The 14,944-nt window shown below is 59.8% G+C and carries 12 protein-coding genes, 6 tRNA genes and 1 other RNA gene; 7 read left to right on the top strand and 12 right to left on the bottom strand.

The genetic code is table 11. The annotated features are described in order from the left end of the window. Positions 1-45: 45 nt before the first annotated feature. From fepB to FOT55_RS23290, 6 genes are all read right to left on the bottom strand, one after another. On the bottom strand, positions 46-1,053 hold the full coding sequence (gene fepB, locus FOT55_RS23315; RefSeq protein WP_147824085.1) for a Fe2+-enterobactin ABC transporter substrate-binding protein: 1,008 nt from the start codon (positions 1,051-1,053) through the stop codon (positions 46-48). Positions 1,054-1,260: 207 nt separating this feature from the next. Then, positions 1,261-1,385: non-coding RNA, RtT sRNA (locus tag FOT55_RS23310), on the bottom strand. Positions 1,386-1,460: 75 nt separating this feature from the next. Then, positions 1,461-1,536: transfer RNA gene (locus FOT55_RS23305), tRNA-Lys, on the bottom strand. Positions 1,537-1,543: 7 nt separating this feature from the next. Beyond that, positions 1,544-1,619 (bottom strand) — tRNA-Val (locus FOT55_RS23300). Positions 1,620-1,657: 38 nt separating this feature from the next. Then, positions 1,658-1,733, bottom strand: a tRNA-Val gene (locus tag FOT55_RS23295). Positions 1,734-1,761: 28 nt separating this feature from the next. Beyond that, positions 1,762-1,837 (bottom strand) — tRNA-Val (locus FOT55_RS23290). A 294-nt stretch (positions 1,838-2,131) separates the two neighbouring features. Between FOT55_RS23290 and gltX the strand changes: the two genes are divergently transcribed. Next, a complete protein-coding gene (gene gltX, locus FOT55_RS23285) occupies positions 2,132-3,547 on the top strand; it encodes a glutamate--tRNA ligase (protein ID WP_025303764.1) in 1,416 nt (471 codons plus the stop codon). 67 nt (positions 3,548-3,614) lie between these two features. On the opposite strand, the gene FOT55_RS23280 is transcribed toward gltX, so the two are convergent. Continuing rightward, on the bottom strand, positions 3,615-4,400 hold the full coding sequence (locus tag FOT55_RS23280; RefSeq protein WP_043143749.1) for a formate/nitrite transporter family protein: 786 nt from the start codon (positions 4,398-4,400) through the stop codon (positions 3,615-3,617). A 308-nt stretch (positions 4,401-4,708) separates the two neighbouring features. On the opposite strand from FOT55_RS23280, the gene FOT55_RS23275 reads away from it, so the two are divergent. Beyond that, positions 4,709-4,784 (top strand) — tRNA-Ala (locus FOT55_RS23275). A gap of 60 nt (positions 4,785-4,844) precedes the next feature. Continuing rightward, positions 4,845-4,920, top strand: a tRNA-Ala gene (locus FOT55_RS23270). Positions 4,921-5,038: 118 nt separating this feature from the next. On the opposite strand, the gene FOT55_RS23265 is transcribed toward FOT55_RS23270, so the two are convergent. Further along, positions 5,039-6,226 (bottom strand): NupC/NupG family nucleoside CNT transporter, encoded by a 1,188-nt coding sequence (locus tag FOT55_RS23265; protein WP_004936373.1) that lies wholly within the window; start codon positions 6,224-6,226, stop codon positions 5,039-5,041. A 376-nt stretch (positions 6,227-6,602) separates the two neighbouring features. On the opposite strand from FOT55_RS23265, the gene FOT55_RS23260 reads away from it, so the two are divergent. Beyond that, positions 6,603-7,838, top strand: a complete 1,236-nt coding sequence (locus FOT55_RS23260) for an Nramp family divalent metal transporter (protein WP_060447973.1) — start codon at positions 6,603-6,605, stop codon at positions 7,836-7,838. Between the two features lie 41 nt (positions 7,839-7,879). Here FOT55_RS23260 and FOT55_RS23255 read toward each other — a convergent pair whose 3' ends face one another. Both FOT55_RS23255 and mgrA read right to left on the bottom strand, forming a co-directional pair. Further along, the gene (locus tag FOT55_RS23255) at positions 7,880-8,290 is read right to left on the bottom strand and encodes a DUF2502 domain-containing protein (RefSeq protein ID WP_025303761.1); all 411 of its coding nucleotides are present in this window, start codon (positions 8,288-8,290) and stop codon (positions 7,880-7,882) included. 223 nt (positions 8,291-8,513) lie between these two features. Beyond that, the gene (gene mgrA, locus FOT55_RS23250; protein WP_147824084.1) at positions 8,514-9,503 is read right to left on the bottom strand and encodes an L-glyceraldehyde 3-phosphate reductase; all 990 of its coding nucleotides are present in this window, start codon (positions 9,501-9,503) and stop codon (positions 8,514-8,516) included. 188 nt (positions 9,504-9,691) lie between these two features. Between mgrA and FOT55_RS23245 the strand changes: the two genes are divergently transcribed. Further along, on the top strand, positions 9,692-11,353 hold the full coding sequence (locus FOT55_RS23245; RefSeq protein ID WP_147824083.1) for an alpha-keto acid decarboxylase family protein: 1,662 nt from the start codon (positions 9,692-9,694) through the stop codon (positions 11,351-11,353). On the opposite strand, the gene FOT55_RS23240 is transcribed toward FOT55_RS23245, so the two are convergent. Next, positions 11,350-12,219: a LysR family transcriptional regulator gene (locus tag FOT55_RS23240; RefSeq protein ID WP_060419900.1), complete on the bottom strand. Its 870-nt coding sequence runs from the start codon at positions 12,217-12,219 to the stop codon at positions 11,350-11,352. The genes FOT55_RS23245 and FOT55_RS23240 overlap by 4 nt on opposite strands. A gap of 98 nt (positions 12,220-12,317) precedes the next feature. Between FOT55_RS23240 and FOT55_RS23235 the strand changes: the two genes are divergently transcribed. Beyond that, a complete protein-coding gene (locus tag FOT55_RS23235) occupies positions 12,318-12,770 on the top strand; it encodes a multidrug/biocide efflux PACE transporter (protein WP_016926809.1) in 453 nt (150 codons plus the stop codon). Between the two features lie 66 nt (positions 12,771-12,836). After that, positions 12,837-13,529: an aspartate/glutamate racemase family protein gene (locus FOT55_RS23230; RefSeq protein WP_019453821.1), complete on the top strand. Its 693-nt coding sequence runs from the start codon at positions 12,837-12,839 to the stop codon at positions 13,527-13,529. On the opposite strand, the gene FOT55_RS23225 is transcribed toward FOT55_RS23230, so the two are convergent. Further along, complete coding sequence (locus FOT55_RS23225; protein ID WP_147824082.1) at positions 13,526-14,773, bottom strand: ion channel protein; 1,248 nt, start codon at positions 14,771-14,773, stop codon at positions 13,526-13,528. The genes FOT55_RS23230 and FOT55_RS23225 overlap by 4 nt on opposite strands. Positions 14,774-14,944: the final 171 nt, after the last annotated feature.

Here is a 14,944-nt window from a genome sequence, read left to right as displayed (position 1 = left end):
CTTGCGGAAAGCGTCGGCAGGCGTCTGGCCTGCCGACGATGTGGCTCAGGGTTTTTTGAACAGCCGTTCGATTTGGTTCAGCATGTTGGTGGCGCTGTAATAATCGAGGCGGAAGGTGTCGTTGCCGACGGCATAGACGTGCCGCTGTTCCACCGGCTCCAGATGTTTAAGGAACGGGTTGGTCAGCACCTCTTGCACTTTGCGCTCATTGGTGGCGAACAGGATCAGGGTTTTGCCGTTCAGGCCTTCGGCCATTTTTTCGCCGGAGATCTGGATGATGTCATGGCGTTTACCCATGCTGGCGTTGCCTTTGGCGCTTTCCGGCGGGGTGGCCAATTGGAAGCCAAGCTGGGTCAGCAGCTTGCCCTGGGCGGAGCCCGGTGTCCACAGCATGGCCTCGCGGCCGTTGTCGGCATACACCAGCGGCGTGGTCGGCTGTGGCGGCAGGGTGATCGCCTGCTTCACTTGCTCCACACGCTGTTCGAAACGATCTTCCGCCTGTTTGGCGCCGGCTTCGTGACCGGTGATCTCACCGAGCTCGCTGGCCAGCTGTTGCCAGCTTTTGTCGCCATAATCGAGTACTAACGTCGGCGCAATGGCGGACAGCTGATCGTACAGCTTCAGCGCTGAATCCCCGCCGGTGGCGGCGACGACGATCAAATCCGGCGCGGCGGCGGCGACGGCTTCGGCATTGGGCTCCACCTGATACAGCCGTTCGACGTGGCGCTGTTTGGCCACTTCGCTCCACTGGGTAAAGAAGCCTTGTTTATCGGCCACCAGGGGATTTGGGCTGGTGGCGGCGCTGGCGACCACCGGGGCGTCGATCGCCAGCAGCGTACCGGTGATGGTGACGCTGGTGGACACGATGCGCAACGGCGGTTTTTCCAGCGTGAACTTCCCTTTGGCGCTATCGATGGTGCGCGGCCAACTGCTGTCGGCCGCGGGGGCGGACGGTTTCTTCCCGTCGCTCTTGTCGTCCGGGCCACAGCCGCTGAGCAACAGGCTGGAAGTGGCGATGAATGCAATGAACAGCTGGCGTAAGGATAGGGTCATGAGCGGGCTCTTTCTTTCCTTGAACTAAGGCGTATCAATCCGGCGGTGGATTGGCTGCGTGGTGGATGCCCGCTAATTTACCATTCAAGCCGCCAAAATGATAACCATTCGTATCTCAGCGCGTGGTGAATAAAGAAAGAATACGAAGAAAAGGGAAGTGGGTGAGACAGAAACGGAAAAAGCGCCAAAAGGCGCTTTTTTCTGAATTGGTGGGTCGTGCAGGATTGATTCGGCCTGTGGCCTCACCCTACGGGCAACGCTGCGCGTTGTTGTATCGCTGCGCGATGCTCGAACCTGAACGCAGCATCTCACCCGCACGACTCAGTGGGCCATGTCAGTAAGAAGATAAAGGTAGAGTCAGGTGGCGCAGAAACGAAAAAAGCGCCAAAAGGCGCTTTTTCCTGAATTGGTGGGTCGTGCAGGATTCGAACCTGCGACCAATTGATTAAAAGTCAACTGCTCTACCAACTGAGCTAACGACCCGCAGAAGTGGTGGGTGATGACGGGCTCGAACCGCCGACCCCCTCCGTGTAAAGGAGATGCTCTACCAACTGAGCTAATCACCCACTTCATGACTTCCAGGTACTGCTAAACGAGAGAATGATGGTGGGTGATGACGGGCTCGAACCGCCGACCCCCTCCGTGTAAAGGAGATGCTCTACCAACTGAGCTAATCACCCTCATTCGTTCTCATTTTTCTCAACAAGATGGTGGGCGATGACGGGCTCGAACCGCCGACCCCCTCCGTGTAAAGGAGATGCTCTACCAACTGAGCTAATCGCCCCGTCTTGTTGGAGTCGCATTATAGGGATAGTTCAAAGTGAGTCAACGCTTTTTAAAATGATTTCAATCGTTCGCCGCAAATTTAGGCAGGGCGCGATAATTATCGCCAGCAGCGCCGATTCTTTGCGCGATGCTATGCGAAACTCGCCGCAAAACGCGCGAAATCGACCGGCGCAATATCGTGTCGGCGTTGAGGAATTAGCGCGTGGTGATACAATGTCGTCCACTATTTTTTCAATTCCGAGCAATCGTCGGCCATCGCCGACACGCGTTGCGTAATAAGGCAGTGAACCCAATGAAAATCAAAACCCGTTTTGCACCGAGCCCGACTGGCTATCTTCACGTCGGCGGCGCGCGTACCGCACTTTACTCCTGGTTGTTCAGCCGCCATGCGGGCGGTGAGTTCGTTCTGCGTATCGAAGATACCGATCTGGAACGTTCGACCCAGGATGCGATCGACGCAATTATGGATGGCATGAACTGGTTGAACCTGGATTGGGATGAAGGTCCGTATTTCCAGACCAAGCGTTTCGATCGCTACAACGCGGTCATCGACGAGATGCTGGAGCAGGGCACGGCCTATAAATGCTATTGCTCCAAGGAACGTCTGGAAGCGTTGCGCGAGAAGCAGATGGAAAACGGCGAGAAGCCGCGTTACGACGGCCACTGCCGCGACAGCCAGTGCAGCCACACCGACGACGAGCCGCACGTGGTGCGTTTCCGCAATCCGCAGGAAGGGTCGGTGATCTTCGACGACAAAATTCGCGGCCCGATCGAATTCAGCAACCAGGAGCTGGACGATCTGATCATCCGCCGCACCGACGGTTCGCCAACCTATAACTTCTGCGTCGTCGTCGATGACTGGGATATGGAAATCACCCATGTGATCCGCGGTGAAGACCACATCAACAACACCCCACGCCAGATCAACATTCTAAAAGCGCTGGGTGCGCCGGTGCCGGAATATGCGCACGTGTCGATGATCCTCGGCGACGACGGTAAAAAATTGTCCAAGCGCCACGGCGCCGTGGGCGTGATGCAATACCGCGACGACGGCTATCTGCCGCAGGCGCTGCTGAACTACCTGGTGCGCCTGGGTTGGTCCCATGGCGATCAGGAGATCTTCTCCATCGATGAGATGAAAGAGTTCTTCACGCTGGAAGCGATCAACAAATCCGCCAGCGCCTTCAACACCGAGAAGCTGCAGTGGCTGAACCACCACTACATCAACCATATGCCGGCGGAAGAAGTGGCGGTGCATCTGGCATGGCACGTTGAGCAACTGGGCATTGAAACCCGCAACGGTCCGGAACTGAAAGACCTTGTCAAGCTGCTGGGCGAGCGCTGCAAGACGCTGAAAGAGATGGCGGAGTCTTGCCGTTACTTCTACGAAGACTTCAGCGAGTTCGACGCCGACGCCGCCAAGAAGCACCTGCGCCCGGTCGCGCGTCAGCCGCTGGAAGCGGTGCGTGCCAAGCTGGCCGCCATCACCGTCTGGACGCCGGAAAATGTGCACGACGCCATTCAGGGCACGGCGGATGAGCTGGGTGTCGGCATGGGCAAAGTCGGCATGCCGCTGCGCGTCGCGGTGACCGGCGCCGGCCAGTCGCCGGGCATGGACGTGACCGTGCATGCGATCGGCCAGAAGCGCTCGCTGCAGCGTATCGATATGGCGCTGGCTTACATCGCCGAGCGTGAAGCCCAGGCCTGATTAGGCTGATACGCCGTAAATGAAAAAGCCCCGTGGAGCGATCCCGGGGCTTTTTTATTGCTTGCTGTCAGGCTTGTTCGCCGGCCGGCAAACCCGGACGGTAGGCGATGAAATACATCAGCCCGACAAAGCCGGCGCCGCCCAGCGCATTGCCGAGAAATACCGCGACGAAATTAGGCAGATACTGTTCCCAACCCATGCCGCCGGCAAAGATGGCCGCCGGGATGATGAACATATTCGCCACCACGTGCTGGAAGCCGATGGCGACAAAAGCCATGACAGGGAACCACATGCCGATCACTTTGCCCGGCACATCTTTGCTGGCGAAGGCTAACCACACCGCCAGGCACACCAGCCAGTTGCAGCCGACGCCGGAAATGAAGGCGTGCAGGAAGTCCGCATCCACTTTGGCCTGCGCGATCGCCAGCGTCTTATGCAAGAACGCGCCTTCGGTCAGGCCCAGCAAATGGCCGAAGAAGTACGCGACGGCCACGCTGCCGGCCAGGTTGGCCAGAGTGACCCAAAACCAGTTGCGCAGCACGGCGATGGCGGGGATTTCGCGGGCAAACCAGGCCATCGGCAAGGTCATCATGTTGCCGGTCAGCAGTTCGCCGCCGGCCAGAATGGTCAGGATCAAACCGATAGGGAAGACCGCGGCGCCCAACAGGGCGCCGAAAGAGCCCCATTCAGCCGGCAGGGTGCCGATGACGTGAATATCCAGCAGGAAGCCGGTGGCGATAAAGGCGCCGGCGAGAAAGCCCAGAATCAACAGATTAGCGAGAGGGGCGCGGCTTTTGTTTACCCCGGCCTGAACGGCGAGGGCGGCGATTTCTTTTGGTGAATGCAAAGACATGACGGACTCGGTTTATAGTAATAAAGTTTATGGCGCGGGCAGTCTATGCTGCTCGGGAGCCCGACTCAAGCGCATTTCGCTAACATTCCGTTAATTAAAAATCAACGTGATATGCAGGGTCTTTTGCTATTTTGAGATGTAGCGCGCAAAATGGATGAACTCTGCACAAACTGATGATTTTTTGGCGCCAAAGATGCTGATTTGGCGGCTTTTTCAACGCTTGATTCAGTAATTCAATTTAGCCGTTGACAGCTTTGAATGGGTTTCATATTATGCGCCCCGTTCACAGCACAAAGTGATTGTGGAACGGGGCTATAGCTCAGCTGGGAGAGCGCTTGCATGGCATGCAAGAGGTCGACGGTTCGATCCCGTCTAGCTCCACCAACCTTCTTCTCAGAGAGGTTGGGGAATACCGTAACGCCGGTCAACGCGTACCACTTTTGTGGGGCTATAGCTCAGCTGGGAGAGCGCTTGCATGGCATGCAAGAGGTCGACGGTTCGATCCCGTCTAGCTCCACCACCATTTAAAAAGCCGACCTTAGGGTCGGCTTTTTGCTTTTCGTCATTTATCCTTCGCCGAATGCCAAGCAATAAAAAAGGCGCCCGCAGGCGCCTTGTTATCGTCGTCGGTTCGAGGCTTAGCCCAGCACCAGACCCGCGATGGAAGCGGACAGGATGCTGACCAGCGTAGAGCCGTACACCAGCTTCAGACCAAAGCGCGACACCACGTTGCCCTGGTGTTCGTTCAGGCCCTTGATCGCACCGGCCACGATGCCGATGGAAGAGAAGTTGGCGAAGGACACCAGGAACACCGACAGGATCCCCAGGCTGCGCGGCGACAGCTCGGCAGAGACTTTCTGCAGCTCCATCATGGCCACGAATTCGTTGGAAACCAGCTTGGTCGCCATGATGCTGCCGACCTGCAGGGCTTCGTGTTTAGGAATGCCCATGATCCAGGCGAACGGATAGAAGAAGTAACCGAGGATTTCCTGGAAGCTCAGGCCGAAGATAGCGCTGAATACGCCATTGAGCGCGGCGATCAGGGCGATGAAACCAATCAGCATCGCGGCGACGATAATCGCTACTTTGAAGCCGGCCAGGATGTATTCACCCAGCATTTCGAAGAAGCTCTGGCCTTCGTGCAGATTGCCCAGATGCAGCTCTTCTTCTTTATTGGTGTCGTACGGGTTGACCAGCGACAGCACGATAAAGGTGCTGAACATGTTCAATACCAGTGCCGCCACCACGAACTTGGCGTCCAGCATGGTCATGTAGGCGCCGACGATAGACATGGACACCGTAGACATCGCGGTTGCCGCCATGGTGTACATGCGCTTTTCCGACATCTTGCCCAGGATATCCTTGTAGGCGATGAAGTTTTCGGATTGGCCCAGGATCAGCGAGCTGACGGCGTTGAACGACTCCAGCTTGCCCATGCCGTTCACTTTCGACAGCACGGTACCGATAATGCGGATGATGAAAGGCAGCACTTTGATGTACTGCAGAATACCGATCAGCGCCGAAATGAAGACGATCGGGCACAGCACCTTCAGGAAGAAGAACGCCAGGCCTTTGTCGCCCATGCCGCCGAACACGAAATCAGTCCCTTGTCCCGCAAACCCGAGCAGTTTGTCAAACAGCGCGGCGAATCCTTTTACGAAGCCCAAACCCGCTTCCGAATGCAGGAAAAAGTAGGCCAGCAGTACTTCGATAACCAGTAATTGAATAACATAGCGAATGCGGATGCTTTTACGATCGCGGCACACCAACAGGGCCAGGATCGCCACCACTACTATCGCCAACGCAAAGTGCGCAATATGGGACATGTTTGCTCCAAATTTGAGGCAGGCTGAATTTCGGCTGTCATTTTATGTAACGCTACGTTTAAAAACGAGACTTCTATTGCAAATATGGAAAATCATAGCGGGAATTCTCCTAAAGTGTTGCGCAAAAGCATAAAAATCAAGATGTTAACGCAGAGATAGGAAATTCGTATTCTTGTGCTAACCTGTCTTTCAGGGGTATTGCAGCTAAAATCCCATCCCAAAAGCACGGAAATCGGCATGCTTGGTGTCGGACCCTTCGATAAAACCATTAATGTTGGCTATTACAGAGATAAGTTTTACCGCTCTAAATGCGCTTGATAATTATTATCATTTATATAGAGTGGAGATAAACGTAATTTCAGTAAGGGTTCAACATATGCTGAACAGTCGCGTGGTTGAAACCACCCCCGGTCGCTCCGCCAGAAAAATCAAACTCTCGCTGATGGGGCCCGCCTTCATCGCCGCTATCGGCTATATCGATCCCGGTAACTTCGCCACCAACATCCAGGCCGGCGCCTCGTTCGGCTACAGCCTGCTGTGGGTCGTGGTCTGGGCCAACGTGATGGCGATGCTGATCCAACTGTTGTCTGCCAAGCTGGGCATCGCCACCGGAAAAAACCTGGCCGAGCACATTCGCGATCGCTTTCCGCGGCCGGCGGTGTGGGCCTATTGGGTGCAGGCGGAGATCATCGCCATGGCGACCGACCTGGCCGAGTTTATCGGCGCGGCGATCGGCTTCAAGCTGCTGCTCGGGATTTCCCTGTTGCAGGGCGCGGTGCTGACCGGGATCGCCACCTTTTTAATTTTGATGCTGCAAAAACGCGGGCAAAAGCCGCTGGAGCGGGTGATTGGCGGCCTGCTGCTGTTCGTCGCCGCCGCTTACATCGTCGAGCTGGCATTCTCTCAGCCGCAGCTTGCGCCGCTGCTGAAGGGGATGGCGCTGCCCGATCTGCCCAACGGCGATGCGGTATTTCTGGCCGCCGGGGTATTGGGCGCCACCATTATGCCGCACGTGATCTACCTGCATTCGTCGCTTACCCAAGTCGGCGGTGAGCACGATAAGGCGGAGCGCTATGCCGCCACCAAAGTCGACGTCGCCGTCGCCATGACCATCGCCGGTTTCGTCAACCTGGCGATGATGGCCACTGCCGCCGCCGCGTTTCATTTCAGCGGCCACAGCGGCATCGCCGATCTCGACGTGGCCTATCTGACGCTGCAACCGCTGCTCGGGCACGCCGCCGCCACCGTGTTTGGCCTGAGCCTGGTGGCCGCCGGTCTTTCTTCCACCGTGGTGGGCACGCTGGCGGGGCAGGTGGTGATGCAGGGGTTCGTGCATTTCCATATCCCGCTGTGGGTGCGTCGCGCGGTGACCATGCTGCCGTCGTTTATCGTCATCATGCTGGGAATGGACGCCACGCGCATTCTGGTGCTGAGCCAGGTGCTGCTCAGCTTCGGCATTGCGCTGGCGCTGGTGCCGCTGCTGGCTTTCACCGGTAATCGGGCGCTGATGGGGGAAATGGTCAACGGCCCGCTGGTGCAAAACCTGGGCAAGCTGATCGTACTGGTGGTGGTGGGATTGAACGGCTACCTGCTGATCGGCAGCGTGCTGTAGGCGAAAATAGCGCGGGCCGGCATTACGCCGGCCCGTCGTCGTTAATCGCGGTCGTCATCGCCGTGGCGGCGCCAGCGATCGCGGTCATGATCGTGGTGGTGCTTTTTCTCTTTCTTCCAATGGTGCTTATCGTAATGCTTGTCGTATTTACGATAGCGCCCTTCATGATAGTAATAGTGTTTGCGCCAGTAGTCGCGGTCGCGCCAGCGATAGCCGTCCCAGTAGTAACCGCGACGGCTGCGGTCGCCGAGATAGCGCCCCTGATGGCCTTGCCACCAGTCGCGATCGCGCCAGTCGTAACCATCCCAGTAACGGCCGCGATTGTCCTGATCGCCGATGCGCAGTGAAACGCCCGGCATCAGATCGATGCTGATCCCTTCGGCGTGTGCTTGCTGTGCGGCGGGCAGTACCGTCGCCGCCAAGATGGCGGCCAAGAGCAGAGGTTTAAACATGGCTTCTCCTTCCCGCTTGCGCGGCTTGGCCGTTTGTCACTTTATGAAGCGCGTTCATCAGTTTAAAAAAGCGGCCTTATCGTTATTTTGCTGCAATATCGGCATCATAGCGCCAGCGCATAGGGTTGAATCTGAGAGCCACTCTGAAAACGGTGCGGGAGGCCAAGATTTGAGATTTTTCTGGAGTCTCGCCGCTCGATTGAGCGGCGGAATTTGTAAACGATTACAATAAGATTTTCTCGATCTGCGCGAGCTCTTCTTCACTGAAGTGACGATTGGCCAGCATGCCCACCGCGTCTTCTATCTGCGCATTCTTACTGGCGCCGATCAGCACCGAGGTAACGCGATTGCCGCGCAGCACCCAGGCCAGCGCCATCTGCGACAGCTTCTGCCCGCGTTGCCGCGCCAGCGCATCGAGGCGGCGCACCTTGTCCAGCCGCTCGTCGGTCAACTGCTCCGGCTGCAGGAAGCGGCTGCCGCTGGCGGCGCGGGAATCTTGCGGGACGCCGTGCAGGTAGCGGTCGGTCAGCAGGCCGCCCGCCAGCGGCGAGAAGGCGATCGAGCCGACGCCATGCTCCGCCAGCGTATTCAGCAATTCCGCCTCCGGCGTGCGTTCCAACATCGAATACTTGGGCTGGTGGATCACGCACGGCGTACCGAGCCGCTGCAGAATGTCGAACGCCTGTCGCGCGCGCTCGGCCGGGTAGTTGGACAGGCCGACATACAGCGCTTTGCCCTGGCGCACCAACAAATCCAGCGCCGCCATGGTTTCTTCCAGCGGCGTGTCCGGATCCGGCCGGTGGTGGTAAAAGATATCCACATACTCCAATCCCATGCGCTTCAGGCTCTGATCGAGGCTGGCGACCAGGTACTTTTTCGAGCCCCAATCGCCGTAGGGGCCGGGCCACATGGTGTAACCGGCTTTGGATGAGACGATCAGCTCATCGCGCCAGGCCCGCAGATCGGCGTTGAGAATGCGGCCAAAGTTCTCCTCGGCGGCGCCGGGCGGCGGGCCGTAGTTATTGGCCAGATCGAAATGGGTAATGCCGCGATCGAAGGCGCAGCGGATCAGGCCGCGGGCGTTGTCGTACAGCGTGGCGTCGCCGAAGTTGTGCCACAGCCCGAGCGAGACGGCGGGCAGCTTCAGCCCGCTGCGGCCACAGCGCCGGTATTCCATATCTTGATAACGCGTAGGGGAGGCTTGGTAGGACATAGTTATCCTTGTCGGCGAGAGGTGAAGTGCTTTGAGTGTATACGTTTCCACACCACGCTGCCGGGGGAGCGATCACAGCGCCGGCATGTAACGCCAGGTTGCCGTTCGATGCCGGAGCGTTTGTTCGAAATTTGAACGGCATCTTCGATAATTAAGATAATCGCTCCAGCTGCAGACAGGTGATGATCATGACTCAGACCTATACGGTGGCCGATTATCTTCTCGATCGTCTGGCCCAAATCGGCATCCGTCATTTCTTCGGCGTGCCGGGGGATTACAACCTGCAATTTCTTGATCATGTTCTCGCTCATCCGCAAATCACCTGGGTAGGCTGCGCCAACGAATTGAACGCCGCCTACGCCGCCGATGGCTACGCGCGCTGCAAACCGGCGGCCGCGCTGCTCACCACGTTTGGCGTCGGCGAGCTAAGCGCGTTGAACGGGGTGGCCGGCAGCTACGCCGAATACCTGCCGGTGATCCACGTGGTCGGCACGCCGGCGCAGCGCGCCCAGCGCGCCGGTGATTTGCTGCACCATTCGCTGGGGGATGGCGACTTTACCCACTTCGCGCGGATAGCCAAAGAGGTGACCGTCGCGCAGGCCGACCTGACCGCCGACAACGCCGCCGTGGAGATAGACCGCCTGATCGGCGTCGCCTTGCTGGAACATCGCCCAGTTTACCTGATGTTGCCCAGCGACGTCGCACAAGCGCCGCTGTCGGCCAAACCGGCGCCGCTGATGCTGCGTCAGGCCAAACTGTCGCGCAGCGCATTGCAGGCATTTATCGCCGCAGCGCGCGAAAAGCTGCTGCCGGCGCGGCGGGTATCGCTGCTGGCGGACTTTCTGGCCGATCGCTTCGGCGCCGAAGCGGCGCTGGACGAGTGGCTGCAGGCGGTCGACATTCCGCACGCTACGCTGCTGCTCGGCAAAGGCGTGCTGGATGAGAACCGAGCCGGGTTTGTCGGGACCTACTGCGGCGGCGCCAGCGATCCGGCGGTGAAACAGCTTATCGAAAACGCCGATGTGGTGATCAACGTCGGCGTGCGTTTGACCGACACCATTACCGCCGGTTTCACGCATCATTTGCCGGTGGAAAAATGCATCGACATTCAACCGTTCGAAGCCTGGGTCGGGCGGCAGCGCTTTAGCCGCATTCCGATGCGCGAGGCGGTGCAGGCGCTGCACCGCCTGAGCCTGTCGCTGGCGTCACGCTGGCCGTTGCCGCCGATCGTCCGCCCGACGCTGCCGGAAACCGATGGGGAAGGGCTGGATCAGCACGCCTTCTGGCGGCAGATACAGGATTTCCTGCGGCCCGGGGATATCGTGCTGGCCGATCAGGGCACTGCCTGTTTCGGCGCGGCGGCGTTGACGTTGCCGCGTGGCTGCCGCCTGATCGTGCAGGCGCTCTGGGGATCGATCGGCTATACCCTGCCGGCGACGTTCGGCGTACAGACCGCTGAACCGCAGCGGCGGGCAATATTGCTGATCGGCGACGGCGCTGCGCAGCTGACCGTACAGGAACTGGGATCGATGCTGCGCGACGGGCTTAAGCCGGTGATCTTCGTGCTGAATAATCAGGGTTACACGATCGAGCGTGCGATCCACGGGCCGGAGCAACGTTACAACGACATCGCGCGCTGGAACTGGACGCAGCTGCCGCCGGCGCTGGCCGGCGAGCGGCCGGTGAAGGCGTTGCGGGTCAGCGATCCGGACGGATTGCGCCAGGCGCTGCGCGAGGTAGCGGACGACGATCGGCTGGCCTTCATCGAAGTGATGCTGCCGAAGATGGACATGCCGGAACTGCTCGATGCCGTCTCACGCGCCATTCAGGCACGCAACGCCGCCGCTTAAGGCAGGGTATCGCCCAGCAGGCGATCCAGCATCCAGAACCCCGCCGGGCCCGGCGGGGTCAGTTTGGACCAGACCGCATCCACCGAAATCAGTTTTGGCCAGCCGCGCGGCCGCAGCTGGGTGAGTTTGCCGTGGCCGTATTGTTGCACCAGCCAGTGCGGCAGTACCGCCCAACCGAACCCCTGTTCCGCCATCTCCAGCAACAGCAGATAGCTGGGCGCCGACCAGACCAGGCCACCCTGTCTGGCCGCTTCGGCGCCGGTGTAGGTATTCAGGATCAGCTGGCGGATGCTGGACAGCTGCTCCGGCGTTGGCGCGGCGACCTGGGCCAGCGGGTGCTGATGGGCGACGAACAGCCCCATTTCGGTCTGTTCAGGCAGCCGGGAGAAGGCGATATCCGGCGGATAACTTTTTTGCACTTCCACCATGCCCAAGTGCGCGCGGCCGCTTTGCAGCAGATCGATAACGTCGCCTTCTTCGGCGATCATCCATTCCAGCTCAATCTCCGGGTAGCGCTGTTCGAACAGCTGCATCAACCGATCGTGATGCTTGGGCTGGTAGGTATCGGAAAACACCATGCTCAGGCGCGGTTCAACCTCGCCCGCCAGCTGAATGCTCAGGGCGTCGAGCCGTTCGCTGGCCGCGAGGATCGCCTGCACATGCCCCAGTACCTTGCGGCCAGCGGCGGTGAGCACCGGCTGGCGCGCGCTGCGATCGAACAGCGTCAGCGCCAGATCGGCCTCCAGATTGGCGATGGCAGTGCTGACGGTGGATTGGCTTTTGCGCAGCTTGCGCGCGGCGGCGGAAAACGAGCCGAGGGCGGCGGCTTCGACAAACGCATGCAGCGCTTCCGGAGAATAGTGCATAACCTATCTACTTTATCGATGGAATCTATTTTTAACCTACCCGAAAAAGCGATGATAATCACCTGGCTTTCGCAACAACTGTTGAAAAAAGGTGATGTATGCAACTGCAAAACAAGTCTCTCATTGAACGTATCGTCCACGCCGTCGGTTTCGAGGCCATCGCCGTGATGGTTTGCGCCCCGCTGGGCGCATGGCTGCTGAACCGCTCAATGGTGCAGGTCGGTGCGTTGGCGGTGATGCTCTCCACCGTCGCGATGCTGTGGAACATGGTTTACAACACGGTGTTCGACCGCCTGTGGCCGGTCAGCCGGGTGGTGCGTAACCTGAAAGTGCGTGCGCTGCACGCCGTCGGCTTTGAAGCCGGTTTTATCCTGATCGGCGTGCCGATCGCCGCCTGGATGCTGAGCATCTCCTGGGCGCAGGCGTTTATGCTGGAAATCGGTTTCTTCCTGTTCTTCCTGCCGTACACCATGGCCTATAACTGGCTGTACGACACGCTGCGCCAGCGCTGGTTCGAAGCGCGCCAGCCGATCAATTCCGGCGCCAAATAAGGCGTCGTCAGCCCGGCGATTCTCAGGTAAGGTCAGAGGATCGTCGGAAATGCTGAGGAACGAATGATGAAAGTGTTGGGCTTGCTGGGTGGCATGAGCTGGGAATCCACCATTCCTTATTACCGCACTATTAACGAGCAGGTAAAGGCACGCCTCGGCGGGCTGCATTCGGCCAAAATCGTGCTCTACAGCGTCGATTTTCAGGAGGTTGAACGCTTGCAGCACCAGGGCGATTGGGACGGTGCCGGCCGGCTGCTGGCCGCCGCCGCAGTGGCTTTGCGCGCCGCCGGCGCCGAAGCTATCGTGATCTGCACCAACACCATGCACAAGGTGGCGGAGGCGGTCGAGCAGGCCAGCGGCCTGCCGCTGATTCACATCGCCGATGCCACGGCGCTGCAGGTGCGGGAAAAAAACATTCGCCGCGTCGGGCTGCTGGGCACGCGCTTTACCATGGAGCAGACCTTCTATCGCGGCCGCCTGCAGGAATTGCACGGCATCGACGTGGTGACGCCGGTCAGCGCCGATCGCGACATCGTACACCGCATCATCTATGACGAACTGTGCCTGGGTAAAATTCGCGACGCCTCGCGCGATGAGTATCGCCGGATCATCAGCGATCTGGAGCAGCAGGGCGCGCAGGGGATTATTTTCGGCTGCACCGAAATAGGTTTGCTGGTGAGCGAGCGTGATGCGTCGGTGCCGGTGTTCGACACCACCGCGATCCACGCCCGCGCCGCCGCGGCGTTCGCGTTGGCCTAATCGTCGTGCGGCGGCTGCCGGCGATTCACCAGCATCAGCGGTTTGCCCGCCAGCGCCAGCCAGGCGGGCAGCATCACGATGCACAGCACCGGCAGCAGGTGCAGATCCGGCACCACCGCCACCGCCATGAACAGGCTGAGCCAGCCGTCGCGCGTGACCACCAGCACCAGCCCCATGATGGCGCAGGAGACGGTGATCGCCGCCGGCACTGCGGGAACGTGCTGATGCAGCATCAGCCCCAGTGCCACGCCGACGAACACCGCCGGGAAGATGCGCCCGCCGCGAAAGCCACAGGCGGCGGCGATCACCAGCGCCGCCAGCTTGGTCAGGGTAATGGTCAACAGCGCCGGCACCGAATAGCCATCGTCTTGCGCGAGGCGCTTCATTTCATCCAGCCCTTTGAACAGGGTAATCTCTCCGCCCACCAGCGCCAGCAGGCCCAGCACAAAGCCCCCCAGCCCTAACATCAACACCGGGTTCTTCATCGAATGGAACAGGCGGTGAACGTGCGGGAAGCACCACAGCGCCACCATGCCGAGCGCGATGGCGATCAGCGCCACGATGGCGCCGCTGAAGATGTCCGGCAGCCGCGTCACGTCGTAGGCGTCGAGCTGCAGGGCGAAGTTGGGCACGAAGAACATCTGGGTGGTGACCGCGCCGGCGGCGGCGGCGACCAGCGGGGCAAACAGCCGATCCCACAGCGGCGTTTCGTTATTGCCCGCCAGGGTTTGCGAGAAGATCAGCGCGGCGGCGACCGGTGTGCCGAACATCGCGCCGATGGTGCCCGCAGCCGCCAGGATGATCCAGTCCATGCGCGGCACCTTCGGCAGCAGGCGCGCCCCCGCCGCCGCCACCAGCGCGATATTGATGGCGGTGATCGGGTTTTCCGGCCCCAGGCTGACGCCGCCGGCCAGGCCGACGATCAGCGCCAATCCCAGCCCCGGCAGGGCGGAGAGCGGCAGAGGCATGCCGATCAGCGATTCCGTCGCCGGATCCGGCCCGGCGTGGCCCGGCATGTAGCGCGCGATCAGGCCGACCGCCACGCCGGTCAGCGTCAGCATGCCGAGCTGCCACCAGGGTGCCTGGGCATCCAGGCTCAGCGCGTCGGGCAGCGTCACCCACAGCCATTGCTGCAGCGTAGCGGCGACTTTCATCATCAATAGCAGCACCAGACTGGAGGCGGAACCGATAATCAGCGCAGGCAAAGCAAAGGCCAACATGGCATTGGCGCGCGGATGCAGCATGGATAATCCCTTGTCGATGCCTCCATGCAGGGCAGGGAGAGCGGGTGGTTGGGCAGTGGCCACAGCTTGCCAGACTATCGGCGAGCAGGCACGCATTGATATTGCCCGGCGTCGATGACGGTTAACAGTCGCGGCGGCGCGTTTTTTGCCGCAATTTGTTTCAAATCGCGG

The organism is Serratia bockelmannii, from assembly GCF_008011855.1.
Classification (GTDB): Bacteria; Pseudomonadota; Gammaproteobacteria; order Enterobacterales; family Enterobacteriaceae; genus Serratia; species Serratia bockelmannii.
This window is presented reverse-complemented; position numbering and strand designations above follow the sequence as displayed.

What these genes read in the sequence shown, in the direction of transcription:
- FOT55_RS23280 (WP_043143749.1), bottom strand. Translation starts at nt 4,400, where the DNA reads ATGTCTTTGCATTCACCAAAAGAAATCGCCGCCCTCGCCGTTCAGGCC.
- FOT55_RS23230 (WP_019453821.1), top strand. Translation starts at nt 12,837, where the DNA reads ATGAAAGTGTTGGGCTTGCTGGGTGGCATGAGCTGGGAATCCACCATT.
- FOT55_RS23225 (WP_147824082.1), bottom strand. Translation starts at nt 14,773, where the DNA reads ATGCTGCATCCGCGCGCCAATGCCATGTTGGCCTTTGCTTTGCCTGCG.
- FOT55_RS23255 (WP_025303761.1), bottom strand. Translation starts at nt 8,290, where the DNA reads ATGTTTAAACCTCTGCTCTTGGCCGCCATCTTGGCGGCGACGGTACTG.
- mgrA (WP_147824084.1), bottom strand. Translation starts at nt 9,503, where the DNA reads ATGTCCTACCAAGCCTCCCCTACGCGTTATCAAGATATGGAATACCGG.
- FOT55_RS23245 (WP_147824083.1), top strand. Translation starts at nt 9,692, where the DNA reads ATGACTCAGACCTATACGGTGGCCGATTATCTTCTCGATCGTCTGGCC.
- gltX (WP_025303764.1), top strand. Translation starts at nt 2,132, where the DNA reads ATGAAAATCAAAACCCGTTTTGCACCGAGCCCGACTGGCTATCTTCAC.
- fepB (WP_147824085.1), bottom strand. Translation starts at nt 1,053, where the DNA reads ATGACCCTATCCTTACGCCAGCTGTTCATTGCATTCATCGCCACTTCC.
- FOT55_RS23260 (WP_060447973.1), top strand. Translation starts at nt 6,603, where the DNA reads ATGCTGAACAGTCGCGTGGTTGAAACCACCCCCGGTCGCTCCGCCAGA.
- FOT55_RS23240 (WP_060419900.1), bottom strand. Translation starts at nt 12,219, where the DNA reads ATGCACTATTCTCCGGAAGCGCTGCATGCGTTTGTCGAAGCCGCCGCC.
- FOT55_RS23235 (WP_016926809.1), top strand. Translation starts at nt 12,318, where the DNA reads ATGCAACTGCAAAACAAGTCTCTCATTGAACGTATCGTCCACGCCGTC.
- FOT55_RS23265 (WP_004936373.1), bottom strand. Translation starts at nt 6,226, where the DNA reads ATGTCCCATATTGCGCACTTTGCGTTGGCGATAGTAGTGGTGGCGATC.